Annotated in this window: 24 protein-coding genes and 2 pseudogenes; 13 read left to right on the forward strand and 13 right to left on the reverse strand. The window is 46.4% G+C overall.

The window, feature by feature from the left end; all coding sequences use genetic code 11:
• Nucleotides 1-45: 45 nt before the first annotated feature.
• Both ACWP87_RS04095 and ACWP87_RS04100 read right to left on the reverse strand, forming a co-directional pair.
• Nucleotides 46-372 carry a YrdB family protein gene (locus tag ACWP87_RS04095; protein ID WP_005716418.1) on the reverse strand — a complete coding sequence of 109 codons (327 nt, stop codon included), beginning with the start codon at nucleotides 370-372 and terminating at the stop codon, nucleotides 46-48.
• Nucleotides 365-772 carry a MerR family transcriptional regulator gene (locus tag ACWP87_RS04100; RefSeq protein ID WP_014568921.1) on the reverse strand — a complete coding sequence of 136 codons (408 nt, stop codon included), beginning with the start codon at nucleotides 770-772 and terminating at the stop codon, nucleotides 365-367. The genes ACWP87_RS04095 and ACWP87_RS04100 overlap by 8 nt, the downstream gene beginning before the upstream one ends.
• 802 nt (nucleotides 773-1574) lie before the next feature.
• Between ACWP87_RS04100 and ACWP87_RS04105 the strand changes: the two genes are divergently transcribed.
• From ACWP87_RS04105 to ACWP87_RS04120, 4 genes are all read left to right on the forward strand, one after another.
• Nucleotides 1575-3431: a heavy metal translocating P-type ATPase gene (locus ACWP87_RS04105; RefSeq protein WP_014568923.1), complete on the forward strand. Its 1857-nt coding sequence runs from the start codon at nucleotides 1575-1577 to the stop codon at nucleotides 3429-3431.
• Between the two features lie 19 nt (nucleotides 3432-3450).
• Nucleotides 3451-3678, forward strand: coding sequence for a heavy-metal-associated domain-containing protein (locus ACWP87_RS04110; protein WP_005687385.1), 228 nt, complete (start codon nucleotides 3451-3453; stop codon nucleotides 3676-3678).
• A 255-nt stretch (nucleotides 3679-3933) separates the two neighbouring features.
• The gene (locus ACWP87_RS04115; protein ID WP_014568924.1) at nucleotides 3934-4512 is read left to right on the forward strand and encodes a ferritin family protein; all 579 of its coding nucleotides are present in this window, start codon (nucleotides 3934-3936) and stop codon (nucleotides 4510-4512) included.
• Nucleotides 4513-4564: 52 nt separating this feature from the next.
• A complete protein-coding gene (locus ACWP87_RS04120; protein WP_014568925.1) occupies nucleotides 4565-5224 on the forward strand; it encodes a Crp/Fnr family transcriptional regulator in 660 nt (219 codons plus the stop codon).
• 121 nt (nucleotides 5225-5345) lie between these two features.
• Here ACWP87_RS04120 and ACWP87_RS04125 read toward each other — a convergent pair whose 3' ends face one another.
• Entirely contained in the window at nucleotides 5346-5891 is a 546-nt protein-coding gene (locus tag ACWP87_RS04125) for a TetR/AcrR family transcriptional regulator (RefSeq protein WP_014568926.1), read from the reverse strand.
• A gap of 137 nt (nucleotides 5892-6028) precedes the next feature.
• Here ACWP87_RS04125 and ACWP87_RS04130 point away from each other — a divergent pair, with 137 nt between their 5' ends.
• Nucleotides 6029-6547 (forward strand): HXXEE domain-containing protein, encoded by a 519-nt coding sequence (locus tag ACWP87_RS04130; RefSeq protein ID WP_014568927.1) that lies wholly within the window; start codon nucleotides 6029-6031, stop codon nucleotides 6545-6547.
• Nucleotides 6548-6618: 71 nt separating this feature from the next.
• On the opposite strand, the gene ACWP87_RS04135 is transcribed toward ACWP87_RS04130, so the two are convergent.
• Nucleotides 6619-6882, reverse strand: coding sequence for a hypothetical protein (locus ACWP87_RS04135; protein ID WP_014568928.1), 264 nt, complete (start codon nucleotides 6880-6882; stop codon nucleotides 6619-6621).
• A 78-nt stretch (nucleotides 6883-6960) separates the two neighbouring features.
• Complete coding sequence (locus ACWP87_RS04140; protein WP_014568929.1) at nucleotides 6961-7842, reverse strand: CPBP family intramembrane glutamic endopeptidase; 882 nt, start codon at nucleotides 7840-7842, stop codon at nucleotides 6961-6963.
• Nucleotides 7843-8106: 264 nt separating this feature from the next.
• Between ACWP87_RS04140 and ACWP87_RS04145 the strand changes: the two are divergent.
• The 7 genes and pseudogenes from ACWP87_RS04145 (at nucleotide 8107) to ACWP87_RS04175 (ending at nucleotide 16218) form a co-directional block, all read left to right on the forward strand.
• A pseudogene (locus tag ACWP87_RS04145) lies at nucleotides 8107-9600 on the forward strand (PTS fructose transporter subunit IIC).
• 42 nt (nucleotides 9601-9642) lie between these two features.
• Nucleotides 9643-10101, forward strand: coding sequence for a PTS sugar transporter subunit IIA (locus ACWP87_RS04150; RefSeq protein ID WP_014568932.1), 459 nt, complete (start codon nucleotides 9643-9645; stop codon nucleotides 10099-10101).
• 7 nt (nucleotides 10102-10108) lie between these two features.
• Nucleotides 10109-12730: a glycoside hydrolase family 38 N-terminal domain-containing protein gene (locus ACWP87_RS04155; protein WP_014568933.1), complete on the forward strand. Its 2622-nt coding sequence runs from the start codon at nucleotides 10109-10111 to the stop codon at nucleotides 12728-12730.
• Between the two features lie 11 nt (nucleotides 12731-12741).
• Nucleotides 12742-13533, forward strand: coding sequence for a MurR/RpiR family transcriptional regulator (locus ACWP87_RS04160; protein WP_014568934.1), 792 nt, complete (start codon nucleotides 12742-12744; stop codon nucleotides 13531-13533).
• Nucleotides 13534-13543: 10 nt separating this feature from the next.
• Nucleotides 13544-14914: a glycoside hydrolase family 1 protein gene (locus ACWP87_RS04165; RefSeq protein ID WP_014568935.1), complete on the forward strand. Its 1371-nt coding sequence runs from the start codon at nucleotides 13544-13546 to the stop codon at nucleotides 14912-14914.
• 9 nt (nucleotides 14915-14923) lie between these two features.
• Nucleotides 14924-15799 (forward strand): ROK family protein, encoded by an 876-nt coding sequence (locus ACWP87_RS04170; RefSeq protein WP_014568936.1) that lies wholly within the window; start codon nucleotides 14924-14926, stop codon nucleotides 15797-15799.
• A 245-nt stretch (nucleotides 15800-16044) separates the two neighbouring features.
• Complete coding sequence (locus tag ACWP87_RS04175) at nucleotides 16045-16218, forward strand: hypothetical protein (RefSeq protein WP_005690278.1); 174 nt, start codon at nucleotides 16045-16047, stop codon at nucleotides 16216-16218.
• A gap of 225 nt (nucleotides 16219-16443) precedes the next feature.
• Here ACWP87_RS04175 and trpA read toward each other — a convergent pair whose 3' ends face one another.
• The 6 genes from trpA to ACWP87_RS04205 form a co-directional block, all read right to left on the reverse strand.
• Complete coding sequence (trpA, locus tag ACWP87_RS04180; protein WP_014568937.1) at nucleotides 16444-17253, reverse strand: tryptophan synthase subunit alpha; 810 nt, start codon at nucleotides 17251-17253, stop codon at nucleotides 16444-16446.
• Nucleotides 17246-18466 carry a tryptophan synthase subunit beta gene (gene trpB, locus ACWP87_RS04185; protein ID WP_014568938.1) on the reverse strand — a complete coding sequence of 407 codons (1221 nt, stop codon included), beginning with the start codon at nucleotides 18464-18466 and terminating at the stop codon, nucleotides 17246-17248. Before trpB ends, trpA begins: the two co-directional genes overlap by 8 nt.
• On the reverse strand, nucleotides 18450-19049 hold the full coding sequence (locus ACWP87_RS04190; protein ID WP_014568939.1) for a phosphoribosylanthranilate isomerase: 600 nt from the start codon (nucleotides 19047-19049) through the stop codon (nucleotides 18450-18452). The genes trpB and ACWP87_RS04190 overlap by 17 nt, the downstream gene beginning before the upstream one ends.
• Before the next feature lie 3 nt (nucleotides 19050-19052).
• Entirely contained in the window at nucleotides 19053-19832 is a 780-nt protein-coding gene (trpC, locus tag ACWP87_RS04195; RefSeq protein ID WP_014568940.1) for an indole-3-glycerol phosphate synthase TrpC, read from the reverse strand.
• On the reverse strand, nucleotides 19829-20854 hold the full coding sequence (trpD, locus tag ACWP87_RS04200; RefSeq protein ID WP_014568941.1) for an anthranilate phosphoribosyltransferase: 1026 nt from the start codon (nucleotides 20852-20854) through the stop codon (nucleotides 19829-19831). The genes trpC and trpD overlap by 4 nt, the downstream gene beginning before the upstream one ends.
• 747 nt (nucleotides 20855-21601) lie before the next feature.
• Nucleotides 21602-23428 carry an MFS transporter gene (locus tag ACWP87_RS04205; RefSeq protein WP_014568943.1) on the reverse strand — a complete coding sequence of 609 codons (1827 nt, stop codon included), beginning with the start codon at nucleotides 23426-23428 and terminating at the stop codon, nucleotides 21602-21604.
• A 157-nt stretch (nucleotides 23429-23585) separates the two neighbouring features.
• On the opposite strand from ACWP87_RS04205, the gene ACWP87_RS04210 reads away from it, so the two are divergent.
• Nucleotides 23586-24185 (forward strand): TetR/AcrR family transcriptional regulator, encoded by a 600-nt coding sequence (locus ACWP87_RS04210; RefSeq protein WP_014568944.1) that lies wholly within the window; start codon nucleotides 23586-23588, stop codon nucleotides 24183-24185.
• A gap of 14 nt (nucleotides 24186-24199) precedes the next feature.
• Here the strand turns inward: ACWP87_RS04210 and ACWP87_RS04215 are convergent, their stop codons facing one another.
• The gene (locus tag ACWP87_RS04215; protein WP_014568945.1) at nucleotides 24200-24904 is read right to left on the reverse strand and encodes a hypothetical protein; all 705 of its coding nucleotides are present in this window, start codon (nucleotides 24902-24904) and stop codon (nucleotides 24200-24202) included.
• 948 nt (nucleotides 24905-25852) lie between these two features.
• Nucleotides 25853-26083, reverse strand: a pseudogene (locus ACWP87_RS04220) (AbrB family transcriptional regulator).
• Between the last annotated feature and the right edge of the window lie 32 nt (nucleotides 26084-26115).

Here is a 26115-nt window from a genome sequence, read left to right on the forward strand (position 1 = left end):
ACAGCTTATAAAATGATTAAATGAAAGTCGAGAAAGTTCCTCTGATTAGCGAACTCCGTGGGTCAACAACAAGCTGACGAGTACCACTGCTCCGTAGCCCAGTGCCAATCGGGTTTGGCCGATTGCAACAGCAGCCATCGCTGTGCCGCCAAAAAGGACGATTTCTGCGATGAGCCGTTGCCACTCCACCAGCTGAAATGGCGATCTGGGTGCCATCCAGCGCCCCCAGGCGAGCAGCACCGCAATCGGGAGCGCAACGCCGCCAATTAACCGACCAACCAACGAAGGAAAATGCCAACCCGCCCAAATGAGCAAGCTGACAGTCGCAATTTCGACCAGGAACCGTAAACCGTCAATTAATGATTTAATCATCCAGCTCACCCACTTGATTGATCAAGTCGTTGACCTGTTGCGGATTATTGGTTGGTTTTTCGATTTCTTGGCTGATGCACGCCAGTACGGTCAGAAGACCTTGGTAGAACCGCGCTTGCGCAGCGGCATCCCTTCGTTTCGTCTGGATAAAGGCAAGCGCCTCGCCGCGACAATCGGCCGTGATTGGCCGCTGCTGCAAGGCAAGTACCTTTTGGCACTCGACTAGGCTTAGCCCTGCCCGCTTCAAATTGATGATCACTTTTGCTGTCGCCGCGTCCGTATGATTGTAGCAGCGGTAATTGCCTGGTGTCCGGGCGGGGATTAATAATTGTTTCTTCTCGTACAGGCGCAGGGTATCCTTTGATAACCCAGTCTCTTCCGCAAATTCTTGAATGTTCATGCAGCCATCTCCTTTGGGTGGTGTAAGCATAGCATTAGACCGGGGTCGAAGGTCAACCGGGAAGACACACCGCGTATTGGTTAAAAATTGAACGCAATCAAGGTGCCATGGATGCTCCCTTCTTACGTGACGAGTAACAAAAAAACCGAGATCACTAAACTGTGATCTCGGCTTTTATGGCGGCCTGATTCATCGTGATTTAATCGGTTGATACCTTTTCCAAAGGTACTTGATCAATATGTAAATCGAAGCACAGGTAACCATGACGCTCAAACTTTTGAGGATGGCTACGAATAGCATATTGTTTGGCCAAAAGTTCTCGAGAAATTTGAAGGCAATACGATTAAAAATAACGAGGAAAAGTGCTGCCCAAACTTCTTTGTCTTTTTTCATGAAGAATCCTCCGAAATCAGCTAGATGATTTGGTAACATTCGAAACGCAATAAATAGTGAGTTATATAAAAATAAGATAAATACTTGAGTATGAATTCTATTATAGAATAGTCGACTGCTGAAAGACAAGCGTTGATAAGTCGACGGCTGCCTATTCTTGACATGATACTATAAAAAAATTACTTTATTTGCGTTTCCTTTGACAACAGGACACAGGTTAGACATTCTTTGGCATTAATACAAGATCTACACCACATGGGATCTTTATCAGTTGTGGCTCACTGCATGATCAATGTCACTGCTTTGATCAGGCAAAACTAACATTACTACTTAGTTCGCCAAAATTGATCCCGGTCAAGGTAAAACCAGATGCTTCTCGGTACACTGGTCTCGAATGGAGGGATCAGCGATGCGTTTTATTCAAACACATAAACAGGAAGCGATGGTGATCGGCGGTGTTCTGACTGCGGCGGGATTGATTTTCAGTCAGGCATGGTTGCTGGTGTTGGCGAGTCTGGTTGCCGGCCTGCCGATTGCGGTGAATGCCTGGGAAGCGCTGCGTTATAAGCAAATTAGTATTGAGCTATTGGTGACAATTGCTTTAGTGGGCGCGGTGATGATTGGCGAGCCGATTGAAAGTGCGGTTGTTAGTTTTCTATTTTTGTTCGGTGACTGGTTGGAACAGCGTAGTTTAGCCAAGACGCGCTCGGCGATCCAAGGCTTGGCTGCCGCAGCACCGAAAACGGCCCGGCTGCTGGATGGGACGACCATTCCGGTGGGGAAGTTAGCGGTTGGCGATCAAGTGCGGGTGTTGGCTGGCGAAACGGTACCGGCTGACGGGCAGGTGATTAGCGGCCAGGCAAACATTGTGGAAGCCGCGATCACCGGCGAACCGGATGCCAAACGCAAGCAGGTTGGCGCCACAGTATACTCCGGTACGCAGGTGAGCGATGGCACGGTTGACATTGAAGTTGAAAAAACCGGCTACAACACGGTTTATCAGCAGATTATCGATTTAATTGAAGATGCGCAGGACGCCCAATCGCCTGTAGCAACCTTCATCCAGAAATTTGCCCGTTGGTACACGCCGCTGGTATTAGTCATCGCTTTGCTGGTGGGATTGATTAGCCAAAATGTCCGGCTGGCGATTACGATTTTGGTACTGGGTTGCCCCGGCGCACTGGTCATCGGCGCCCCGGTTAGCAATGTGGTCGGTCTAGGATTTGGTGCCAAACATGGCATTTTAATCAAAGGCGGCGATGTGGCGACCAAGTTGGATCAAATCGACACGGTGATGTTTGATAAAACCGGCACGCTGACACAAGGCAAGATCCGTGTGACAACGGCTAAGTATTGGACCGCTGATCAGCAACGGGTTGCAGCTATGGTAGCAGCGGTTGAAAAAGCAACGGCGCATCCACTGGGACAAGCACTTGTTGCTGATCTTCAGACGAAGGCCTTGCAAAAGCCGACCGATGTCAAAGTCACTCGCGGGGTTGGGGTGAACGCCCGAATCGCCGGACACGCGATCAGTGTCGGCAATCAAAAGATTTTGCACCAGCCGCTAACTGCTGACCAGCAGGCTGATATTCAGCAAATCGTGGCCAGTGGTGCAACCTTGGTCTTGGTAACCATTGACGACAAACTCGTGGCAGCTTATGGCTTGCGCGATCAGTTGCGGACGGAAACGCCAACCATGCTGAGCACCTTAAAAGCAAGTGGCAAGAAGACAATGGTGCTTTCAGGCGACTCGCAGGCAGCGGTTGAACACATGATGTCGGCACTACCGGTGAGTCAGACGCGCGGTGGTTTACTGCCGGCAGATAAGGTGAAAGCGATCAAAGCAGCACAAGCCCGCGGTGAAAAAGTTATGTTTGTCGGCGATGGCATCAATGACGGCCCGGCCTTGGCACAAGCAGATGTCGGCGTTGCAATGGGTTCCGGCATGGATGTCGCAATTGACACGGCAGACGTTATTTTGACCAACAGCCGTCTCACAAATCTCGGCGTGCTTTTCGACTTAGCCAAGCGGATGAATCGCAACATCAAGCAGAACCTTGTCATTGCAATTGGCACGGTGGCGTTGTTGTTAAGTGGCCTATTGATCGGATTGGTCGACATGGCTAGCGGGATGTTATTCCATGAAATTTCCATCCTGCTGGTCATTGCAAACGCCTTGCGATTACGACACACACCAAGAAAATGGCAAAACTTGACGGCCATCAAGGTACGTCATCCGCAAACGGTTAATAATGAGAATAAATAAAAACGAAAGGATCTTTAACATGACAAAATTAGTTTATCAATTAGATGGTTTAACCTGCCCGAGTTGCCTACAGAAAATCGAAGGGGCACTAAGCCAACAAGCCGGCGTCAAAACCGTCAAAGCCTTATTTAACAGCAGCAAGGTCAAAGCCCAGATTGATCCAGCCGTGACCAATGCCGATGCGTTGAAAAAAACCATCACGGACTTGGGCTACACCGTTGTGAACGTTCGTAGTCAAGAAGCATAGAGCGTGAGCAGGAGCGCTTAGCAATCGGAGTGTAAGCGGCCTTAAGCCTAAATGGCCGGTCTTTGGCCATTTAGGCTTAAGGTCCTTACGCGCAGATTGCTGCGACTGCGAACGCGTTTTAGAACGAGCGTAAGCAGAAACACCTAACAAACGTAGCACAAGAGGTTTTAAGCGTGGGCCGGGCTTTAATCATGACACCCAAGACCTTTACACCCAGGCTTCTAGCGCGGCAAACGCATTTTCAAGGAGGAAATCATGAGCATAACACCAGGCATGCACACTATTGCCGAAGAAACAGTAAAAGCCCACCAAGCAGCGGCAGCTAAACAAGCCGACCATGATCATCATGTACCGACAGCTGGGGCGATGAGCGGACATGTACTAGCAAATTTAGCAGTCTTGCAACGTAAACTGGCCCAATTTTCCCAAACGTTGAGTGGACCAAGTAGTGACGGGGATCGCGAATTGTTAACGCAATTGGCAACACAAGCGCAGCAGCATCTGACGGTGTTAGTAGCAGACTTAGCGGCGCAAGGAGAAGATTTTCCCACGACAACCGCGGAGTTTAGCGAGTACACGATGTTGCAGGAAGATCCCGCGTTTCGTTTTTGGACCAATGATATGAAACTGGATGCTGTGGTTAATGATCTGGATACTTGCCAGCTGTTCGTCAGTCGGGCGATTCCGCTAGCCAATAAAGAGAACAAGGCAGTGTTGGCAGCGGATATGTTACAATTGCAGCGCTGGCATGAGCAAAGTATCCTGCACTTGCAAACGCGTCTCGGTCGTGAGGTGACGGCGGGGCGGACCTTGCTTGAAGAGGACGATGACTGAGCAACATTAAACGATCGATTGACGAGAGAGCCTGTCTGTAAGGGGGATAAAAATGGCGCATAGTTGTACGGCGGTCGTACCGTTATTTAAAAATCTAACTGATGAAGCCCGCACTGCGATTGATGCGTTGACCCACGAGCATCAGGTGCAAAAAGGAACGGTTCTGATCAGTCCTAACACTGCTGCTCATTTGTTAGTGGTCGCACAGGGAAAACTCAAAACTTATCAATTGGCGACAAATGGTAAAGAGCAATTACTGCGCGTTGACGGCCCCGGTGATTATGAAGGGGAAGCCGGCTTGCTGAATATCGCTAATCCGAATGTCTATACCGAAGCGCTAACGACCGCCACCGTTTGCACCATTAGCGCTGCCGATTTTCAACAGTTACTCATGCAACAACCACAAATCAGCTTGCAATTACTCACAGAAAACGCCCGTAAAATGCAGGCATTGGAAAAGCAAGCGGGCTATCTCGGCAACGATTCCATCAATATACGCTTAACTCACTACCTACTGGATCTGCGCACTGCCGCTGGAAAAGACACAGTGACGGTACCGATGGCATGGACGCAGCTAGCCGATTATCTCGGCACAACCCCAGAAACGGTTTCTCGCACGTTAAAACGGTTAGCTGATGAAAAATTGATTCAGCGAACTGGGAAGCAAGTAACGATTTTGAATGCTGAGGATATGGAAGATTTTGTTTGGTAGGGTTGTCGTTCTAAATATAAAAATAATTAAAAAGCCAGTGAGCAATTGCTATGTCGCTTAAAGTTGAAACAAAACTTTTGGGACATGTGGTAAATCACTGGCCTTTTTGTATAGTCATCGTTTAATCTCGCAGATAGACAAGATGATCTTTAAGGCTGTTGATGATGATTCGGGTTAACTTTTCAGGATCGATGAGGCGGTCTGGCGTTAAATAGTAAAGAAGAATATTCCAAACGCCGCCAATAATCAGCAAGTCAATGACCGTTTCATCCTTTGTTGGTGAATGCCAAGGCATCGCTTGTTGGGGAAGCATCTGGAGTAGCTGCTGCCGTTGAGCTTCAAAAACAAAACCCAGCAAGTTATTCTTTTGCAATACTAAAAGTTCATGCCGCTGTTCTTGCCAAAATGAAAAATAGCAGCACAGTAAATCGTGAAAGTTTTTGATCTTTTGGTCAGCAACTTTGGCCAAATACGCTTGAACGGTACTTTGCGTGTAATACTGAATAATCGCGAACTTGCTGGGAAAATGTTGATAGAAAGTTTTTCGAGAAACATTTGCTTCTGCCGCGATCTCTGAAATCGTCAATTCGTTAAACGGATACGAGGCTAACTTATTAAATAAAGCTGTAACGATTGCCTGTTTTGATCTTAAAGCAGTTTTATTCATAATTACTGACTTCCTTCAAAAGAAAAGTAACATAAACGTCAATATGTCACCATTATCTCCAAAATCCTTTTACATCGCATGAACATATTCTACGCTATAACTGTAACAAATGTTACGTTTTGAAAGGAGTTTGGAAAATGTTACTTGATTATTGGATGTTACCAATTTTGTTCATCTTACATGATTTTGAAGAAATGATTATGATGCCAATTTGGAAGCGGCAGCACAATCAGCGGCTCCGGAAAATGAAAAAGTCCTTCTTTGGTGCCGTGACGAATGGACAAGCCTTTTCAGTGGGGGTTTTAGAAGAGTTAATCATTTTAATCGGGGTATCGTTAGTCAGTTCGGTACTGCACAGTGATCGTTTATATCTGGCCTTCATGGTGACTTATACACTGCATTTTCTCATGCATTATCGAATGTGCTTTGAATTTCAAGGTTACGTGCCTGGGGTTATTTCTGTCACTTTGGAACTACCAGTTATGATTTGGTTGATAACGATTTATTGGCAACGAAGTCAGAGTACGTTCGGCGAATTTTTGGGCTATGTGACTGTAGCTTTTCTCATTCAGTTTGTTAATTTACGTGTTATGCACACACTTATGCCAAAAATTCAGGCAAAGATGGCAGCCTATACGAGGACGTCATTGCTTTAGTAAGTTTTCCAAGGCGAATAACAACAAAGGACACAACCGGTTTTGGTCTGCGGATGTGTCCTTTGTTGTTATCAGTCAGGATTAGCAATGTGTTTTTTCATGCCGAAATAATAGGTAACAACGGCTATCATTGAGGCCAAAGTGAAAGCAGAAAGATATATCTGGCTACTTGGCAGGAAATACCAAGCCGAAATTGCTAAGAGTATGCCTGTGATCAAATAGAGATACAGGAAGATGCGGGTTCCTTTCAAATTGGCAGGCTTCGTTACGAGAAAATAGAGGAAAAAAGCCGAAGTTGCAATACCGAAAATTATAGAAGCGATGTGTAATAACATGTTTGAGCCTGCCTTTCGATCGGGTGTTGCTGTAATCTCACAGAACAATCAAATATTGAAAATAACCGTTAAACGGTACTAGTTCGCCGATAAAACCGGATGCGTGCGTCGTTTTTGCCAGAAGAGAAGGATAATCCCCAGTAAGACTACCAGCAATATATGGACAACATTTGACGCCACACTAGCCTCAAGTCCAAAAACGCCGCCAGTCAGTGACTGCGATGTCGTTGTCGGGAGGGACTCGAGGACGAACTTTTCACCGGACAGCCCGGAAACGGTTGTGCCAAAGATGGGACCTTCTGCAAAATTCCACATGGCGTGAAAAGCACCGCACAGCCAGATGTTGCCTGTCAGTAAGCGAAATTGTGACATTGCAATGGCAAAGAAAAACAAGCCAGTGGCAGCGGAAAAATTATAGCCGGGATTGGCAAGATGCAAAAGTGTGAAAAAGATGGCGTTCAACAAAACCGCCAGCCCGACACGATTTTGTTTGAGCCAGTAGCCCATTATATATCCCCGACAAAGCAATTCCTCGAACATCGATTGAATCGCATAGCCGAAAAAGAAAAGTGCCAGCCACAGCAAGTTTGACCATTGGAAAGTCGCCAGCACATGGTAACCGCCAAGCAATGCGATGATGCCCCAGATGAGGCTGAACATGAGCAGGCCAAAAAGTAAGCCTAAAGCATAGTCTCTAACGGCATTTTTACGGGAAAAAGGCAGCAATGTACGATCACTGCGATAATAGATGGCCATGCCGATAATGCCGATAGCTTCAGCGTATAAAAAGAGCAGGTTCAAAGACATCGGGATGTTGGTTTCATCTATGTCGATGTCGAACAGACCCATCAAAAAAGGAATCAGCTGTGATGACAATGACCAAGCAAGTGCAATGCCATAAACGATTAGGATAGGTCCTAATAGCTTTGAAAATTTATGTAGTTGTTTAATTGGATTCACCTCTGAATAGAATTTGAATAGAGAAGATAGCTTAACAACAAAAGAATATTTTTAGGGTAGCCTTAATTTTTAGCGTAGTCAAGCGATCCAAACCGAGTTACCGGTGAACGCGTTATAGGCGCAGGCGGTTCATCTCACTTGAAATAAGTATCACTAACATTCGGAATACTGGTACTAGTACCCAAATGTGCGAAAACGCTTTTATTGTCCTTGCTATTCCGTTAGTCTTCATATTGAAAATAAATAGATAAGGGGTCCAGCAATATGGAGAAGAAGATTGTTGCCGTGACGGCTTGTGCAGCGGGGATTGCGCATACGTATATGGCTGCGGAATCACTGGAGCAAGCGGCGAAGAAAATGGGCTATGAGATCAAAGTCGAAACCAATGGGGCAATCGGTGCTGAGAACGTGTTGACGAAGCAAGATATTGAGCAGGCAGACATGGTCATTGTCGCCTCGGATATTAAAATTGATCCGATTCGATTTACCGGTAAGCGGCTTTTCGTTACCCAATCAAACCAAGCGATTGAAGATTCGGAGGCATTGATCAATCAGGCGTTTGAAGAAGCCAAAATTTTTGGAAAAAAAGGTGCGAAGGTTGGCAAGATTCAGGTAGGTAACGATAAAGATAAGGTCAACTTTTTCACGCATATTATGAGCGGCATTTCATACATGGTGCCCATGGTGATTGCAGCCGGGTTGCTTTTGACGATTGCTAATCTGTACGCCTTTCAAAGAGACGATTTAGGCCGAATTGTTAAGTGGGGCTTTGACAATAAAACGCAAATGGGATTCTTGATGGCCAAGTTGTTCTATGTGGGGCAAATCGGCTTTAAGTTGATGATTCCGTTGTTTGCCGGGTTTGTCGCGAATTCTATTGCTGACAAACCAGCGATTGCCCCGGCGATGATTGGCGCTTATTTGGTCAATGATCCCGAGTTTCTGAATACGAAGGCGGGCGGCGGTTTTATTGGCGCCATCATTGTTGCCTTTATTGTAGGTTACATGGTGAAGGGCTTGAAAAAAGTGAAATGGCCAAAACTGCTGGTGCCGATTGTGCCAATCATGATCATTCCGTTTATCGCCACCGCGGTCATTATGTTGATTGTTCTTTATGTCATCGGAAACCCGATCGCGGTTGGCATGGATGCGATGTATAAAGGTTTGACGGATCTCAATAACAACTATTCCGGAGCGCCGATTTTGATTGGCGCTATCTGCGGGGCAATGATCGGGTTTGATTTAGGTGGACCGATCAATAAAACGGCTTTGGTCTTTGGAACCGCGATTTTCACGGATACGTTGACCAAGTATGGGATTAACGGGGCCAATTTTGTTCCTGGAACCGCGACCCAAGCAGCAATTTCCGTTGCGCCACTGGGAGTTTAGCTGGCCACCATCTTATTCAAAAAGAAATTCACCAAGGATGAAAAAATCGCCGCCAGTGCTGCTTTTGGGATGGGAATTGTCGGCGTCACTGAAGGCGCGATCCCGTTTGTTGCCGCTGATCCAGTCAGAATGATCTTCTCTAACGTGGTTGGTTCAGCGGTTGCCGGTGGTCTAGTAGCTGCGACAGGGTGTAAATTTTACGGCGGTATTGGCTCGCCACTGGGAACTTTTATTGGCTATATTGAACAGCCGCTACCGTTTATTACTTGGATATTATGTGTCTGTGCCGGAATCCTGACCGCCGCATTGTTAATCGGCTTCACCCGCAAACAAACAGTGGAAGGACTCGCTGTTGAACCCGAAAAGTAACGCTAACCGCTGAAACCGAAAAATGAATAGGTAGGTAGAAAAGTGAATAAAGAAGTTTTTAATCGCAGCCATATTTTATTTGATGAAACGGCAACAACCCAGGAAGAAGCTTTCAAAAGCCTCGCCAAATTTGCTTATAACGCAGGCTTTGTCGCTGATGAAACAGCCTATTTTGAGGGGTTAAAAGCTCGTGAAAAGGAAGCAACCACCGGCTTTAAAGATCATATCGCCATTCCTCATTGCAAAAGCAGCGTCAATAAGAAACCGGGGTTATTCTTAATCAAATTTAAGCAGGCAATTCCGTGGCAAGCATTAGATCAAAAGCCAGTAAAGGTGGCTTTTGGCTTGACCATTCCGGAACAAGGGGCCACCGAACATTTGAAGTTGCTAAGCCTGATTGCCAGAAAGCTGATTGACCCAGACTTTAGAGAAGGGGTCCTGACGCAAGATGATCCAGAAAAGCTGACAGCAATCATTGATCAAATCGAATTTAGGGGTTAATGCAGAAGTGAAAAGAAAAGTTCATGTCATCCATCACACCCACTGGGACTTTGAATGGTATTTCACTGCCAACGAGTCACTGGTGCAGTTGGCTTATCATTTGGATGAGGTCATGCAAGCCTTAGAGCAACAGCAAATCAGTTACTATTTGCTGGATGGGCAGATGAGTATTCTTGATGATTATTTAACCAGTTTTCCAGAACAAAAAGAGCGGCTAATGAAGTTAGTCAAAAGCGGCAAACTCGCTATTGGTCCTTGGTATACGCAAACCGATGAATTAATCGTTCGCGGTGAATCAATTGTCAGAAATCTGAATCTAGGCATGACGTTAGCAAAATCATTAGGTGGCTACATGAATGTTGGCTATTTACCGGATTCTTTTGGGCAAAGTAAAGACATGCCCAAAATCTACAATGGGGTTGGCATTCAGCAGGCAGTCTTTTGGCGCGGGGTGCCTGACGATGTGACAACGCAGCGTGAATTTTACTGGCAGGCAGAGGATGGTTCCCAAGTCTTAACCGCGAATATCAAAGATGGCTATTTTGTGGGCGTTGGTCTGATTTATTCTGATGATGCGCCTGCCCTTGTCAAAACGATTGCGGCCGGTGCTACGGGTGCAGATTTACTGTTACCGGTCGGCGGCGATCAACGGTATATTGATTTTAATTTGCGCGATCGCATGAACCTGTATCGCCAAGTGCTTCCTGATACAGAGCTAGAAGAAAGCAATTACCCGGCGTTTTTTGAGGCAATTAAAGAAAACGAGCTACCAACAATCACCGGCGAATTTATTTCTAGTGCAGTCTCCAAGATCCATCGTTCCATTTACTCTTCTCGTTACGATCATAAATACTTAAATGATAAAGTGGAACGGCGCATGATTTATCAAGTGGAGCCGCTGATGGTGATGGCAGAAAAATGCGGAATCCCGTATAAGCAAGGCTTGCTAGATCGAATCTGGAAGCTGCTGAATAAAAACCACGCACATGACTCTGCCGGCGGGTGTAATAGCGACAAAACGAATCGGATCATCACTGCGCGCTATGTTGAAGCAGATCAGCTTTCTTACTCATTAGTGGATTACCTCACCAGAAAAATTTCCGAATCGCGAGTTCAGGTATCCGAAGGCGAATTGGTGATTTTTAATACCTTGCCGTGGACGACTAAAAAGGTCATAAAATGTGAGGTATCGACTCACTTTGCCGCGATCGCACTTGAAAAAGACGGCGTGACGATTCCGGTCGAATGTTTACAAACACGCAAAGAATCGAATCGTTCCATTCGCCGAAAAGAAGTGGCGGATGCACCCTCCAACGCTTATTACGTTCATGAATTATTGATTGAAGCAGAAGTGCCGCCGCTTAGTTTTGTAGCGTATCAGGTGGTTGAAAAAAATCATACATTCACCGATAAAACGCTAGCCGAAAACGCGACCGCTTCGATTGAAAATGATGCGTATCAGGTGACATTTAAAGCAGGCGAACTATCCTTAATCGATCGCAAACGCAAAACCGTCTATCAGAACTTTTTGGCGTTTGAAGATAGCGGGGATGAAGGCGATACCTATGATTATTCGCCACCTTATGTGGATGATCGGTATCGACTCAATTTGAATGGTGCTACTTGTCACATGATCCGCAACCAATTAATGGAAAAACTCATTATTACCGGTGAGTGGCAAGTTGCCAAAGACCTAAAGGAACGCCAAACTAAAAAGCGAACCCAGGCAAGCCCTTATGAATTGACGATTGAACTATTAAAAGGCAGTCGCCAGCTTCAATTTCATTTGGAGCTCGACAATCATGCGTGTGATCACCGGATGCGGGTGTTGATTGAGACGCCGAATCAGAATGCTTTTTCCTATTCGGATACGCCGTTTGGTACGGTGAAGCGAGCGGTTGAGGATCCTCATATTGACGATTGGCAACAACTGGGCTGGCGGGAAGAACCAACGGCAATTTTCCCGATGCTGACGTATGTCAACAGTCATGATGCGACAACCAGCTGGACGGTTTTTAGCAAGGGGATCAAAGAGTATCAATTCATCGGCGAAAAGTTTCAAACGATGGCCTTGACGTTGTTTCGCTCGGTTGGTTATCTCGGCCGGCCGGATCTGCTAAGACGGCCAGGGGTGGCTTCAGGCAATGAGTTTAAAGCCATTCCGACACCAGATAGCCAATTGCAAAAGAAAATGCGCTTCAAATTTGCACTGCAGTTAGATCACGATTTTCAGCCAGCAAGCTTGGCAAAAGATTATCTCGACTATGCGATCAGCAGCCCGTATTACCAGATCCAAGACCTGAATCGCTTTACCACAACGCTTAAGTATTTTGTCTCGAATCCTTTAGGCCATCAAGTGCCAACACCAAAAGGAATGACGCTTGACAGTGAGACGCTGGTTTTCAGCTCATTACGCAAAAGTAACGACGAACCGGGCTTTGATATTCGGGTTTATAATCCGGATCTTAACCGGGAAGTGGACGGCGGCACTATCAAAGGCTTGCGTGATGTGCGGTATACGTTTGTAGATCTAAGGGGTCATGCTGTCACTGAAACCTATGAAGATGATACGATTCTCCTAGGCACCTTTAAACCGGGTGAAATTAAAACGGTCCATATCGTTGAATGAGGAGAAAACGAATGCCAGAAGATATTTTTATTTTAATCGAGTCGTGTCGGTTGAACTTCACTGCTGTGGAACAGGTGATCGCCGACTACCATTTGAGTAAACAACCGGCGATGACCATTGATAAATTATCTGCGCACTTAGCGGTGTCAAAAGCTTCTATTACGCGGTTTTGTAAGAAGATCGGTTTGAGTAATTACAAAGAGTTGGTCTTTCTTTACAAGCTGTCTTTAAACCAGGAAACGACTGATTTATCCGTATCCTCAAAGATCACGGCAGCCTATCATTCGCTTGCAACCCGCAGTGACAGTCATTATTCACAAGCAGTCATTGATGCTTTTTGTGAACGGTTGCATCAACATAGAATCATTCATTTTTTTGGTAAAGGCTTCAATTCTTACGCTGGCGCCGATTTCCAGTTCAAGTTTTCCCGAGTCGGCAAGTATGTCCGCGTAATCGCTGATGAAAATTCGATTTTGATGTCTGCCAATTTTGCGAACCAAGATGAGTTAATCATGGTGGCGAGTTTGCGTGGGGATGACGAAGAGCTGCTGAAAGCGATGAAAATTGCCAAGCAGCGGCAAGTACCGATTCTACTGATTACGTCTAATCGTTATTCGCAACTTGTTGCCCATGCGGACGTGACGCTTATTGCTGCCAGTTTGACCAAAGAAGAGGCTTTAGGCAATATCTCACCACAAATTCCGATTTTGATTCAGTTGGATATGGTTTATGAGCGCTATATCCATTTATATGCCGATGCCGTTTCTCAATGGTTGGCGTCGGAACAAATTTTACACAAGTAACGGAGGAAGCATGAAGAAATTTCCCGAGAACTTTTTGTGGGGCGCTGCAATGTCGGCACCGCAAACAGAAGGCCAGAGTTTAAATTTCGGAAAATCAGCCACCATCTGGGATTACTGGTTTCAAACCGCACCGGAGAAGTTTCACCAGCAACAAGGACCAGCGATCACATCTGATGTTTATGGCCAGTATTTAAAGGATTGTCAACGCATGCAGGAAATCGGGTTGAATTCAATCAGGACATCGATTTCCTGGGCCCGTCTCTTGCCGGATGGAAAAACGGTCAACCCACAAGCAGTCGCGTTTTACCGGCAGTATTTTACCGCCATGCGTGATCATGGGGTCGAACCGATCATCAACCTGTTTCATTTTGACATGCCGATGTGGTTGATGGCGCGTGGTGGCTGGGAAAGTCGGGAAGCCATTGCCGCCTTTGCCTTTTACGCCCAGACATCATTTGAGTTGTTCGGTGATCTGGTTAAAAAATGGACAACCTTTAACGAGCCGCTTGTCCATGTGGAATGCGGCTACCTGTATCAGTATCACTACCCAGCAATAGTCGATTTTAAGCGGGCTGTCCAGGTGGCTTATCATAACTTGCTTGCACATAAAGCAGCAGTCGCGAAGTTTAGAAACACGCTGCCGTCTGGTGAGATCGGAATCATTTTGAATATTTCACCGACATATCCCAAAAGTGAAGCAACTGCGGACATGTTGGCAGCTCGGCGCTCGGATCTCCTGAACACGCGTAGTTTCCTGGATCCCGCAGTTTTGGGGACCATTCCGGATGATCTAGTTGCGTTGTTAAGTGAAAATGAATTGCTACCAGTGACGAAACCCGAAGATCAGGCACTGATTAAAGACCATATCGTGGATTTCATCGGCTTAAATTATTACCAACCGCGCCGAGTTCAGGCACCAACAGCTCCCAAAACGCCTGCGCAAATGCCGGCCGACTTTTATCAGCCGTATGATTGGCCCGACAAAAAGATCAATCCTCATCGCGGCTGGGAAATCTATCCCAAAGCGCTTTACGATGTTGCCATGATGATGAAAAACGACTATCACAACATGCCATGGTACGTGAGCGAAAATGGTATGGGGGTCGCAAACGAAGAAGCTTTTATGGCGGATAACGGCGAGATTCAAGACGACTATCGCATCGCATTTATGAAAGAACACTTAAACTATTTGCACCAAGGTATCCGCGAAGGCAGCAACTGCTTTGGGTATCATGCTTGGACGTTTGTGGATTGCTGGTCGTGGTTAAACGGCTATAAGAATCGCTATGGATTTTATCGGCTGGATTTAGCGACAGGCCAACGATCAATGAAGAAAAGCGGCCGCTGGATGAAGCAGGTCAGTGAAAACAATGGATTTTAGAGGTGACCAATGAGTCTAGGGGTATTTGATATAGGCGGAACCACGGTTAAGCACGGCATTTGGGAGCATCAGCAGTTAAGCCCAGTCAACGCTTTTCCAACACCTGTCACATTTGATGAATTACTAAGAAATATGGCCGAAATTATCCGCGATGCCAAGCGCCCGCTAACAGGCATTGCCATCAGCGCACCAGGAGCAGTTGACCAAGAAAAGCGGAAAATACTAGGCATCAGCGCCGTGCCTTACATTCATCAACGGCCGATTTTTGATGAATTCGAACAACAGCTCGGCTTGCCGGTGACAATCGAGAATGATGCCAACTGTGCAGGGATAGCCGAAGTAGAACTAGGCGTCGGCAGAGAAGCACAAAATATTGCCTTTGTTGTTCTGGGCACAGGAGTAGGCGGCGCACTTTTTGTTAAGCGGCAACTGTACAAGGGAAGCCATCTGTATGGTGGGGAAATCGGCCTGCTGAAAAGTCAGAGTCAGCAAATCTTTAGTCAAACCGGAACTTTGGTCAAAGTCGCGCAAGCTTATTCTGAACAAGTTAATCGTTCGGTTGATGGGAAAATGCTTTTTGAGTTAAGCGAAAAAGGGGACACACTTGCAAAATCGGCGTTGGATGAAATGTATCAGACCATAGCAAAAAACCTCTATAATCTTCAAGTTCTATTCGATCCGGAAATGATTGTTTTAGGCGGCGGCATCTCTCGGCAGCCAACATTAGCAGCTGAGCTTTCAGGGCAGTTATTTGAGCAACTAAAAAAAGAAGGCATTGAAGAAATCATGCCGGTCGTCAAATGCTGCCATTTTCATAATGATGCCAATCTAATTGGGGCGGCGTTGAACTTCCAGAAGATTTTCCCTGATCAGGATCGGAGTTAAGTAAGTTTAAATCCGAGTGGGTCAAGTTTTATGGCAACTCTTAGCCATCATTATTAAGTGAAGCGTGTTGAATGATTACCTGGAAATCCCATAGACTGAGATTAAGTTCAAAGAGGAGATTGAATGACTCTTACAGTCCTCCTAGGTCTTTCTCCTTTACTTTGCATTCGAGTCGTTATATTATCAGAATGCTTTTATTTACCAGTTAATGGGTCCATCTCAATTTATGGCGAGGAGGATGGAACATGACACTGCTTAGAAAAGTTATTTGGGTATTCGTGTTTGTTATTTATGGGGTAGTGCTTTTTTGGGCTTCGTTTTACAGCAACAGTGCTTATTTTTTACCGGTGATCGCCATCCCTGCTATTTTTTCGGGAATATTTTGGCTAATCGAAAATGTTAAGAAAAACAAGAAGTGAGGAATGTTCGTCTTACTGTGCCACTTTGGTTTAGCAAGATGCTTTATTGTCGATTGATATTACGTTCCGCCCTCTTTTGTTGCTTTAACTGAATGCTTAAGAAGCGGTTGCTTAGAACGTAAATCAATAAAAATGAAAAAGATCGCAGTACTCGGTTTGAGAGTATTGCGATCTTTTTGGCCAGTGGCTACTTTACGGATCAAGTCTACTTAAATCAGACAACATTTAAGCATTCCTACTAACGACAGACTCGGTTTGCTTTTGCGTATCAACCGCTGCCCGAATCGCCTTTGTAAACTGCTCAATCGCAGCGGGGGCGTTTTGCGCTTCCTTGGCGACAATGTCCACGATGGCGCTGCCGATAATGACGCCATCCGCAATCGACGCCATGGTTTGGGCTTGTTGCGGGGTATGGATACCGAATCCGATTGCTGTTGGCACATCAGTATAGCGTTTGATTTCCGTAACCAACGTTTTTAGACCAGTGAAAAATTCGTCCCGTTCACCGGTGATGCCCACAGAGGAAACCACGTAGATGAAACCAGAAGCACTTTTGGCAATTTTTTCGATCCGGTGGCCAGAAGTCGGCGTGATTAACGGGATAATATCAATGCCATACTTTTCTGCAAACGGCACAATTTCAGCGCGACTTTCGTATGGCAAATCGGGGATCACCAGACCGCTAACTTTTAGCTCGGCGCAACGCTTCAAAAAGGCATCGTAGCCGTACTTGAAGACGATGTTTAAGTAAGTCAGAAACACGATCGGCACCGCGGTTTCCTTCCGCGCTGCCGCAACGATTTCAAAAACGGTTTTGGTGCGCACGTTGGCAGCAAATGCGCGCAGGTCCGCAGCCTGAATCACTGGTCCATCCGCAACCGGGTCAGAAAAGGGAATGCCCAATTCGACAATATCCGCGCCGCCATGTGCAAGGGCAACAATGTTTTTGACAGTGGTATCGAAGTCCGGATCGTCCGCAACGACAAATGGGATGAAAGCTTTATGATTTTTGAAGATGGCAGCTAAATTACTCATCAACGTCAACTCCTTTGTATTTGGCAATGCTGGCAACATCTTTATCGCCGCGGCCGGATAAGGTGCAGATGATGATTTGGTCCTTGGCCATGGTTGGGGCAATTTTTTCAACGTAAGCAATGGCGTGGCAGCTTTCGATCGCCGCGACAATGCCTTCTTGTCTAGCGATGTATTCAAATGCCTGAACCGCTTCGTCATCGGTGATTCCAACATATTGGGCGCGGCCTGCTTCGGCGAGGGCGGCGTGTTCCGGGCCAACGCCGGGGTAGTCAAGACCAGCAGAGATGGAGTAAACCGGATCGATTTGACCGTCTTCGTTTTGCATGAATAAGGATTTCATGCCGTGGAAAATACCGACACTGCCGCGTTCGATCGTAGCAGCGGTTCGCGCCGTATCAACGCCTTTACCAGCGGCTTCAACGCCGACCAGTTGTACAGAAGGCTCATCAATGTATGCGGCAAAACTGCCAATGGCGTTACTGCCGCCACCGACACAGGCTACGATCATGTCCGGCAGCTGTCCTTCTTTAGCCTGCAGTTGTTGCTTGGATTCAATGGAAATGACGCTTTGAAAATGTTTGACCATCTCCGGAAATGGTGCTGGACCCACGGCAGAACCGAGCACATAAAAGGTGTCATCGCTGCGACTGGCCCATTCCTGAAGGGCAGCGTTGACCGCGTCTTTAAGCACCATCGAGCCGCTGGTGACAGAATGGACTTTGGCGCCGAGCAATGTCATGCGATAAACATTTAACTTTTGGCGGTCAGTATCTTCTTTTCCCATGAAAATTTCACATTCCATGCCCATCAAAGCGGCGATCGTGGCGGTGGCAACACCGTGTTGGCCAGCGCCGGTTTCGGCAATTAACCGGGTTTTGCCTAGATGCTTGGCGAGTAAGGCTTGTCCGATAACATTGTTGATTTTATGGGCACCAGTATGATTGAGATCCTCACGTTTGAGATAGATCTTGGCCCCGCCTAAGTCTTCGGTCATGTTTTTGGCGTAATACAGTAGCGATGGTCGATTAGCATAATTGACTAACAAATCGTTGAGTTCGGCTTTGAATTGCGGGTCGTCTTTTAAAGTGTTGAAAGCCGCGGTGATTTTTTCGAGTTCGGTCATTAAGGTTTCCGGGATATACTGGCCGCCAAAGTCGTTGCCATAGCGGCCGGCGCGGTTTGTAGGTTGAGCAGTTTCATTTAGTGTTTTCATAAGTGATTTCCTCTTTTGCGTTTTGAGTAAATTGATGAATTTTGTGCGCATCTTTGTGACCGGCAGTTTCAACGCCGCTGGACACGTCAACGATAGTAGGGTGGACGATTTGAATGGCACGGGCAACATTTTCCGGCGTCAGACCACCGGCTAGAATCAGTGGCCGCGCGATGTGTGGAATAGCCACTAGATTGAGCAGTTGGCCACTGCCTTTTCCGCTGTCGACCATGAGATAATCAGCCGGTGAAGTTAAGTCAATTGCCTGGCGTTCAAAGACCTGGATGACTTGCAGGCCAGCGTGTTGCAGCTGCTTAATTTCGGTTGGTGTACTTGTTCGATGCAGCTGCGCAATTTCAATGGCGCCGGCTTGATAAATCGCCAGAATATCGGCGACCGATTCATGAACGAAAACGCCCACTGGTTGAATATCAGGATGGAGTAACTTGCGTAAAGCCACTGCCTGTTCCAGGGTGACGTGATGCCGTCCGGGAGCAAAAACGAACCCGGCGAAATCCGCTTGAGCAGCATTGATGGCTAAAATATCTTCGGGATGCATTAAGCCGCAGATTTTCACTTTTACCATTTTTCAAATCCCCCTGAATGCCGTAATTAATTCCCGCTTGTGCTTGGAGCGCATGAGGGTTTCACCGATTAAGACGGCGTTGAAACCGGCTGCAGCTAACTTTTCGACATCTTGTTGCGTTTGGATCCCGCTTTCGGCGATAACAGGAATCGAGTCAGGAACCATGGCGCGTAGTTTCAGACTGTTTGTAAAATCAACCTGAAAATTTTTCAGATTCCGGTTATTAATGCCGATGATTTTTGCGCCTGATTGCAAAGCACGGGTCACTTCTTCGGCGGTGTAGGCTTCGACAATGGCTTGCATGCCGAGATCCTCAGCGAGTTGGCGGAAGGTGCGTAATTGTTGATCAGTTAAGATGGCAACAATAAGCAAAATAATGGACGCACCATTTGCCTTGGCTTCGTAAATCATATAAGGATCAATCGTAAAATCTTTACGCAATGTCGGCACTGAGACCTGTTGGCTGATCGTCTTTAAATAGCGAAGATGGCCGTTGAAGTAATCAGGTTCAGTGAGGACGGAAATAGCATCGACGCCGGCTTGCTCGTAAGCTTGAGCAATCGCCATGTAAGGAAAATCCGCCACGATCGTTCCTTTTGATGGCGAAGCTTTTTTGACCTCGGCGATAACTTGCAAACCAGGCTGCTTTAAGGTGGTGAGGAAGTCTGATTTTGTGGTCGGTGGTTGATGGGCAACGATACGTTTTAGTTCAGTTAAGGATTGGTGTTGTTGGCGGCGAGCAAGGCGGATTCTGGTTGCTGCGACGAGATCATCTAAGATCATGCCACCACATCCTTACGTTTGGCAGAAAAGGCGAGCAGGTGATTTAATTCTTCACGTGCCTTCCCAGCGTCAATCGTTTCCGCAGCGAGAGCGATGCCGTCTTGAATGCTCAGTTTCGGATGAGCCAGATGCAGGGCAGCACCGGCGTTTAGTATGACAATGTCACGTTGCGGTCCGTGCTTGCCAGCGAGAATATTTTGCGTGATTTGGGCATTTTCTTCAGGTGTCCCACCGACCAGATCGGCGCGCTGACTGCGATTGAAGCCGAATTGTTCTGGCGTCACCGTATATTGGGTGAGCTGGCCGGCATTTAGTTCAACCACAGCTGTTTCCGCGGCGGTTGTCATTTCGTCAAGGCCGTCACGACCATGAACAACCAGTGCATTGGTGACGCCGAGCTTTTTCAGGACGTTGGCTAGCGGCTCCAGCAAAGTTTCATCGTAGACACCAAGCAGTTGGCGCGTTGGGTGAGCCGGATTCGCCAGCGGACCGAGAATGTTGAAAATAGTTCGGAAACCAAGCTGTTTTCTAACGGGAGCGACATACTTCATCGACTTGTGATATTCCTGCGCGAACAGAAAAGCCAAATTGTTTTCCTGCAGGCTTTGATAACTGACAGCCGGCGTTTCGTTGATATCCAAGCCCAAAGCTTCAAGTACATCGGCGGCACCGCTCTTTGATGAAGCTGCGCGGTTACCGTGCTTGGCAACAGGCGTACCGGTCGCCGCAACGACAATGGCACTGGTGGTGGAAATATTAAAGGTGTTGGCATGATCGCCACCGGTTCCGACAATTTCCAAAACATCCTTGGTTTCCGGAAAAGCGAGTGCGTGCCGCCGCATAGAAGCTGCCGCACCGGCAATTTCGTCAATCGTCGGTCGCTTAGCCGTTAGCGCCGTTAGTAGACTAGCAGTTTGCACTTCAGACGCCTCGCCATTCATAATTTCATCCAAAACAGCTTGGCTTTCTTCAAACGTTAAATCTTCGTGGTTGACGACTTTTTCAATAGCTTGTTTGATCATGGCGATCCCTCCAAATTTGGTTGTGACAGTGGCTTGGTTGTTGAGAAAAAAGGCTAAGCGAAAATGGCCATCGTTTGATTTCCTTGGTTTGTTTCATTTTTGGGGGACCTCCTTTGATCGTTGAGATGAGTGGTTGTTGTTGACGTGCTTCTTCATAACGCGCTTGCAGTCGCCATAATGCGTTCGCCAGCCCAGAAACCTGCATGTAAGGACCTTAACCGCAATGGCCAAAGACCGGCCATCACGGTTAAGGCCACTTACACTCCGGTTTCTGACCAGGCTGGCTTACGCTCACAAAAAAATCCGCCCATAACTAAAAACTAGTTAAGGACGGATTTTCCGCGGTGCCACCTTAGTTTGATCGCTCGAGTCTTCGACAAATAGTCTAACTTGATTGTCTAAAAAAGAGTCCGATTGATCACGCTTAGCGAGGGACCAACATCCCTCCGACAACTGACGTATGCCTGACGTTTCCCCGTACTCGCAAGCTTTCGGGAGAACCCTCCGTGGTCCATTTAATCATCTGCGTTCGATTGCACTCTCAGCAACGGCAACTCTCTGTGCGCGCACAATGATCTTGATCTCCACATCAACGGTTTTTCATGGACGAAATATTAATGATTGATTCGTATATTAGAGAATGTTCATAAAAATGTCAACACTTTTAATTTACCTGCGTGTATTCGGCACCGGCCAGTTTTCCTCTGTTTCTGAAAATAGTGAGACTCGCACAGGGACGATATCGTTTTAAATACTTTTAGTACGCAACTGCCGCCGATCCGTCCAGAGCGCAACAGGGGAAAGACATAAGACAATTAGAGCACCAGCAAGATAAGTGTGACTAAACGCGCGTGACAACTGGGTATTTTTACGGTGCGTTATTGATTGAAAAGTTGTTTGCAGCGTTTGCTTCTGTGCAATTTGTTTGATGCCGTTTAAAAAGGCGGTCTGGTTCGTGTTGATGGTCGTGGCACCGGTGGCCAGTTTGGTGACACTCACTGACAGAGGTGAGTGGCTTTGTTGCATCATTTTCGTTAAAGCGGTTAGCCCAGTTGTGACCTTGATATTAGCGTGGCGTAACGCGGAACTGGCATCATATAGTCGCCGCAGATCAGTTCCTGTCGCGGGTTTGGGTAGATTGGTTTTCACTTTTGCTGCTTGAGCTATGACTTGTTTCATTTTTTGTTGCTGATGAGTTGTCGGCGTGGATGAGCCGGCGAAAACTTTCCTTAATTGCTGGTGGGCCACGCTTTTGACGTAGGGTGAGAGCACTTTTTCCGTTACGATTTGATCGCTGGCATGGTGAATCTGGGTCTTAGCTGTGTCGATATTGGTATCCAGCACTGTTACCAGAACGGCGATGCCTAGGCAGGTGCCGATTTGGCGGGCAGCGTTGACGATTCCAGAGCCGATGCCGCTTTTGTTTTTTGGCAGGTAGCGAACCGAGGCGACCAACGAGACCGAAGCGAAGCCAAAACCCATCCCGTTGATGATGAGCAGTACAACGATGAGTGCGGTGGCGGTGTCGGTTTTAATGAGCGAAAGCAGGAAGAGACTGGCTGCCATCACCAGCATACCGGTGAGTGTGACCGGAATCGCGCCGACTTTGGCAAACAGTCGAGTCGCAAGCGGCATGGCAATCATGATGGTCAGTGAAACGGGGATAATGATCAAAGCAGCGTGTAAGGGACTATCTCCTAAGACGTCTTGCAGAAAATAATTCAGGATTAAGCTCGGTGCAACTAAGGCAAAACCGGTCATGAAGTAAATCACACTGGACGCACTAAGCGTTTTTTCCCGGAAAAGATTGAGCTCCAGTAACGGATGCCGAACCATTTTTTCAGTCATGATAAAGACAATGAGTGCTATCCCACCGCCAATTAAACTGGTCAAAATCAGTGGTGAAGTCCAGCCGTATTGGCGACCTTCCAACAGCCCAAACGTGATGCCGCCAAGTGCAGCTGTCAGTAACAGTAACCCCGGGAAATCAATCCGGCCGGCAAGTGATTCATCATACGATTCTTTTGCGCACACAGTAACCAGTAAAAATGCGAGAATGGCTAGCGGAATATTAATCCCAAAAATCCACCGCCAAGAAGCTATTTGTAAAATGATGCCACCAATGGGCGGTCCGCCGGCAGCTGCCAGCGCAGTAACAGCACCGACCAACGCAGCGACCTGATTGATTTTTTCTTTTCCGTAGACTTCGATGCCCATCGGTAACACGATTGGCGTGATGATGGCCCCGCCAAGACCTTGAAAAAAGCGGAATGTAATGAGTACGGGTAGCGAGGGTGCGGTCATGCAGGCGGCAGAGAAGCCTCCAAACAGAGCCAGACCCAGTAACATGATTTTTTTACGACCATAACGATCCGCTATTTTGGAAGCCGTAATCATAAAAACCGACATGGCAAGTGTGTAAATCGTCATGACCCAACTGGTGTTCGCAAGTGAACCGTGAAGCTCGGTCATAATTTTGGGAATCGCAATATTCACAATAGTCGTGTCCAACGTCCCCATAAACATGGCAATCGTCAGGCCAATAAAACAAAGTACTTTAGTCAAGCGCGTCATTGCATCAGATCCTTTCATCTGCTACATTTGTGTATATGTGACACATGTGTGACTTTCGAAAGCACTTTGAGTATACTGGGGCTAAAGATAAGCAACAAGGGTTTGGTGACAAGTGCTACAAATTGATGGTGTTTGTGTCAGTTAGGAGACGGAGAACATGAACGGAAAACAACGCATGGCGCGCCAATCAAAACAATGGTTAGTGGATGCATTAGTGACGTTGATGAAGGATGAGGCGATTGAAGATATTTCGATTACGGAAATTGTCCAAACAGCGGATTTATCAAGAAGAACCTTTTATCGTGCGTTTAAAACCAAGGATGATTTAATCGATTATCTGTGCCGCCAACTAGCAGATGATTATTTCAAAAGTTTAAAAGCGGCCACGCGTGATCAAACTCCGATTAGTTTTGCCACCACGATGCAAAACTTTTTCACATTTTGGTGGCAACAAAAAGACCTTGTCCGGTTGTTGATTCGACAAGGTCTGTTCGATCGGTTGAATGGCGTCTGGCAACAAAATGCAGTCGCGCATTATCGTGACTTTCCGGCGCCGTGGCATCCGCAAGGTACGGATCAAGAGGTCAACTACATCATGGCCTTTGCACTTGGGGGACTCACCAATATTTTGCGGCTTTGGCTAGTCCAAGCGCATCCGGAATCCCCAGAAGAAATCCAGCAATGGGCACAAGCTAGCTTTGCACAATTAGCGCGGAGTTTGGGTGGTGGTGAAAATAACGCGCCTCATGAAGCTTAAGGGCGATCGTGCGGTTAAAAGAAGAAATTGATAGGTAAAGTTAAATCGGCATTACTAAATACGAGCACGCCGTCAGCAGCTTTTCCCTTAGGTACATCGAGTATGAGATTGATCGTCTTTTCCTCGCTCGTGTTGATAACAGGTAGGTTTGATGGTGTTTCAATGGCAACTTTCTGATTATTCGCGGATGCGGTGAAGTGACTCGGTGAAAAGCTAAGCGGAATGGCGTAATGGTTATTATGGAAAGTTAGCGAGATCCCGGTTTTATTTTCGGGCATGTTTGGCAAGTAGGCGGACTTAATCGTGAATAATAGTTGTTTGTTATGCCCGTAGTAAGCAACTTTGCGACCGATCGCGACGGGCTTGCTAGTAATGGCACTGTGCGGAATAGGGTATGTGGATGGAACAGTGATGACTTTTTTGCTTGTGCGCTGGCGGGAGGTTGTTTTTAAAACTAATTTTGTCGATGTAGCGTGAAGCTTTTTCAGCGTCACGGTTTTCTTTGTTGCCTTACCACTGGCTAATGGCTGGTTATTCAGATCTTTTAGCGAGTATTTAGTGTTGGGTTTGACTTGAAAAGTTAACTTAAGAGCGTCATGAACAGTGGTTACTTGCACTTTGGTTGCTTGTGGCGATTGCGTTTGGGCGTGCGCTGCTTGCTGAGGGGCGAAAATACCGATGCCCAAAAGGATGGCGAATATAGTGGCTGCTTTTTTCACAGTGATCCCTCCAAGTGGCGTGGATTTATGGTATGTGGCTAATTATAGTTGAACTTTGGCTGTGGATACTATCTTTTTCTAATAATATCATAAATATTTGGGGGGGTTTCTGTGACTGATATTTGTCTTTAAAATAACTCAAAAGTAGCCATCGCATTTTTAGCAGGTTTGCAATGGCCGCTTGCTTGAGTTCTTTTGCCAATGAGGGGGAGATATAATTCGCTGTTTCAAACAGGTTAGTTTTTGAATCCTAAATGGGCAATAATAGTTCATTTGGCGCTGCTTTTGGAATAGTTTTGGTCATACCTCTTTGCCCTGTGAAGGTTCCTCCGACACGATACCAAGTTGCTCCTTCATTGCTTTAAAGTAATTTCTTTGATCGCTTCGTGTGCCAAAGGTTGATTCGCTTTGGGTCGTATTTTAGCGTACCATCTTCACCAAGAACACGGTCATTTTGATTTTTTGTGTCCATGTTGAGACCCTCCTTGTAAGGACATATACACGAGTTGAGATGTTAGTACAAGTATGAAAGGTGCACTTAAAGAAGCAATTTAAGCTAGGCAGCACAAATTAATGAACAGTTATCAAAATGTGACACTTAAACGGCTTTGGATAAAATAAACCACACTGATCCAGCCTTTTCAAGCCAAGCGAGCGTAATATTTTAGGTTAAATGTACTGCATAATCTCACACTTGAAAAACTCAATACTGCAAATGATCTTTAGATATTTATTTGCGACTCGCCCTGTCAGCTTGTCAATTAATCAAGCCAAGGACACAACTTTGACCGCATCCATTGCTTGTACCGTTCTCGGACGCTGGCGTGGTTAGCAATCTTTCCTGAACGTGCAATATAGTCACAACTGATCAAGCCAGTCAAAATGGTGTAACCACTTATCTTGCGAATAGATAACTCGATTCTAAAAGGGGGTTTTGATTCTCGTTATTCATCCCAGACGTTCCACTAAAATGCCATTATCGTCGATGCTTTCTTCCATCATTGCTTTACGTAAATCGTAGTCGGAATTACTTTCGAAGATACTATGCTTAACAGACAACAGACTGATGACACCATTTTCGGCAATGATAGGCTAATATTCAACATTTTTACCAATATTAAATGACGCGGAAACTGTAATCATAGTTGAATTTCCCTGACGGCGCTTTTTAACAGTCATGTTTATCGTTCTTTCCCATGCCATGACCATCT

This window comes from Lacticaseibacillus sp. 22, assembly GCF_055413445.1.

What these genes read in the sequence shown, in the direction of transcription:
- ACWP87_RS04175 (WP_005690278.1), top strand. Translation starts at nt 16,045, where the DNA reads ATGACACTGCTTAGAAAAGTTATTTGGGTATTCGTGTTTGTTATTTAT.
- ACWP87_RS04110 (WP_005687385.1), top strand. Translation starts at nt 3,451, where the DNA reads ATGACAAAATTAGTTTATCAATTAGATGGTTTAACCTGCCCGAGTTGC.
- ACWP87_RS04160 (WP_014568934.1), top strand. Translation starts at nt 12,742, where the DNA reads ATGCCAGAAGATATTTTTATTTTAATCGAGTCGTGTCGGTTGAACTTC.
- trpC (WP_014568940.1), bottom strand. Translation starts at nt 19,832, where the DNA reads ATGATCTTAGATGATCTCGTCGCAGCAACCAGAATCCGCCTTGCTCGC.
- ACWP87_RS04210 (WP_014568944.1), top strand. Translation starts at nt 23,586, where the DNA reads ATGAACGGAAAACAACGCATGGCGCGCCAATCAAAACAATGGTTAGTG.
- ACWP87_RS04130 (WP_014568927.1), top strand. Translation starts at nt 6,029, where the DNA reads ATGTTACTTGATTATTGGATGTTACCAATTTTGTTCATCTTACATGAT.
- ACWP87_RS04165 (WP_014568935.1), top strand. Translation starts at nt 13,544, where the DNA reads ATGAAGAAATTTCCCGAGAACTTTTTGTGGGGCGCTGCAATGTCGGCA.
- trpA (WP_014568937.1), bottom strand. Translation starts at nt 17,253, where the DNA reads ATGAGTAATTTAGCTGCCATCTTCAAAAATCATAAAGCTTTCATCCCA.
- ACWP87_RS04120 (WP_014568925.1), top strand. Translation starts at nt 4,565, where the DNA reads ATGGCGCATAGTTGTACGGCGGTCGTACCGTTATTTAAAAATCTAACT.
- ACWP87_RS04170 (WP_014568936.1), top strand. Translation starts at nt 14,924, where the DNA reads ATGAGTCTAGGGGTATTTGATATAGGCGGAACCACGGTTAAGCACGGC.
- ACWP87_RS04135 (WP_014568928.1), bottom strand. Translation starts at nt 6,882, where the DNA reads ATGTTATTACACATCGCTTCTATAATTTTCGGTATTGCAACTTCGGCT.
- ACWP87_RS04095 (WP_005716418.1), bottom strand. Translation starts at nt 372, where the DNA reads ATGATTAAATCATTAATTGACGGTTTACGGTTCCTGGTCGAAATTGCG.
- trpD (WP_014568941.1), bottom strand. Translation starts at nt 20,854, where the DNA reads ATGATCAAACAAGCTATTGAAAAAGTCGTCAACCACGAAGATTTAACG.
- ACWP87_RS04125 (WP_014568926.1), bottom strand. Translation starts at nt 5,891, where the DNA reads ATGAATAAAACTGCTTTAAGATCAAAACAGGCAATCGTTACAGCTTTA.
- ACWP87_RS04105 (WP_014568923.1), top strand. Translation starts at nt 1,575, where the DNA reads ATGCGTTTTATTCAAACACATAAACAGGAAGCGATGGTGATCGGCGGT.
- ACWP87_RS04115 (WP_014568924.1), top strand. Translation starts at nt 3,934, where the DNA reads ATGAGCATAACACCAGGCATGCACACTATTGCCGAAGAAACAGTAAAA.
- ACWP87_RS04100 (WP_014568921.1), bottom strand. Translation starts at nt 772, where the DNA reads ATGAACATTCAAGAATTTGCGGAAGAGACTGGGTTATCAAAGGATACC.
- ACWP87_RS04190 (WP_014568939.1), bottom strand. Translation starts at nt 19,049, where the DNA reads ATGGTAAAAGTGAAAATCTGCGGCTTAATGCATCCCGAAGATATTTTA.
- ACWP87_RS04205 (WP_014568943.1), bottom strand. Translation starts at nt 23,428, where the DNA reads ATGACGCGCTTGACTAAAGTACTTTGTTTTATTGGCCTGACGATTGCC.
- trpB (WP_014568938.1), bottom strand. Translation starts at nt 18,466, where the DNA reads ATGAAAACACTAAATGAAACTGCTCAACCTACAAACCGCGCCGGCCGC.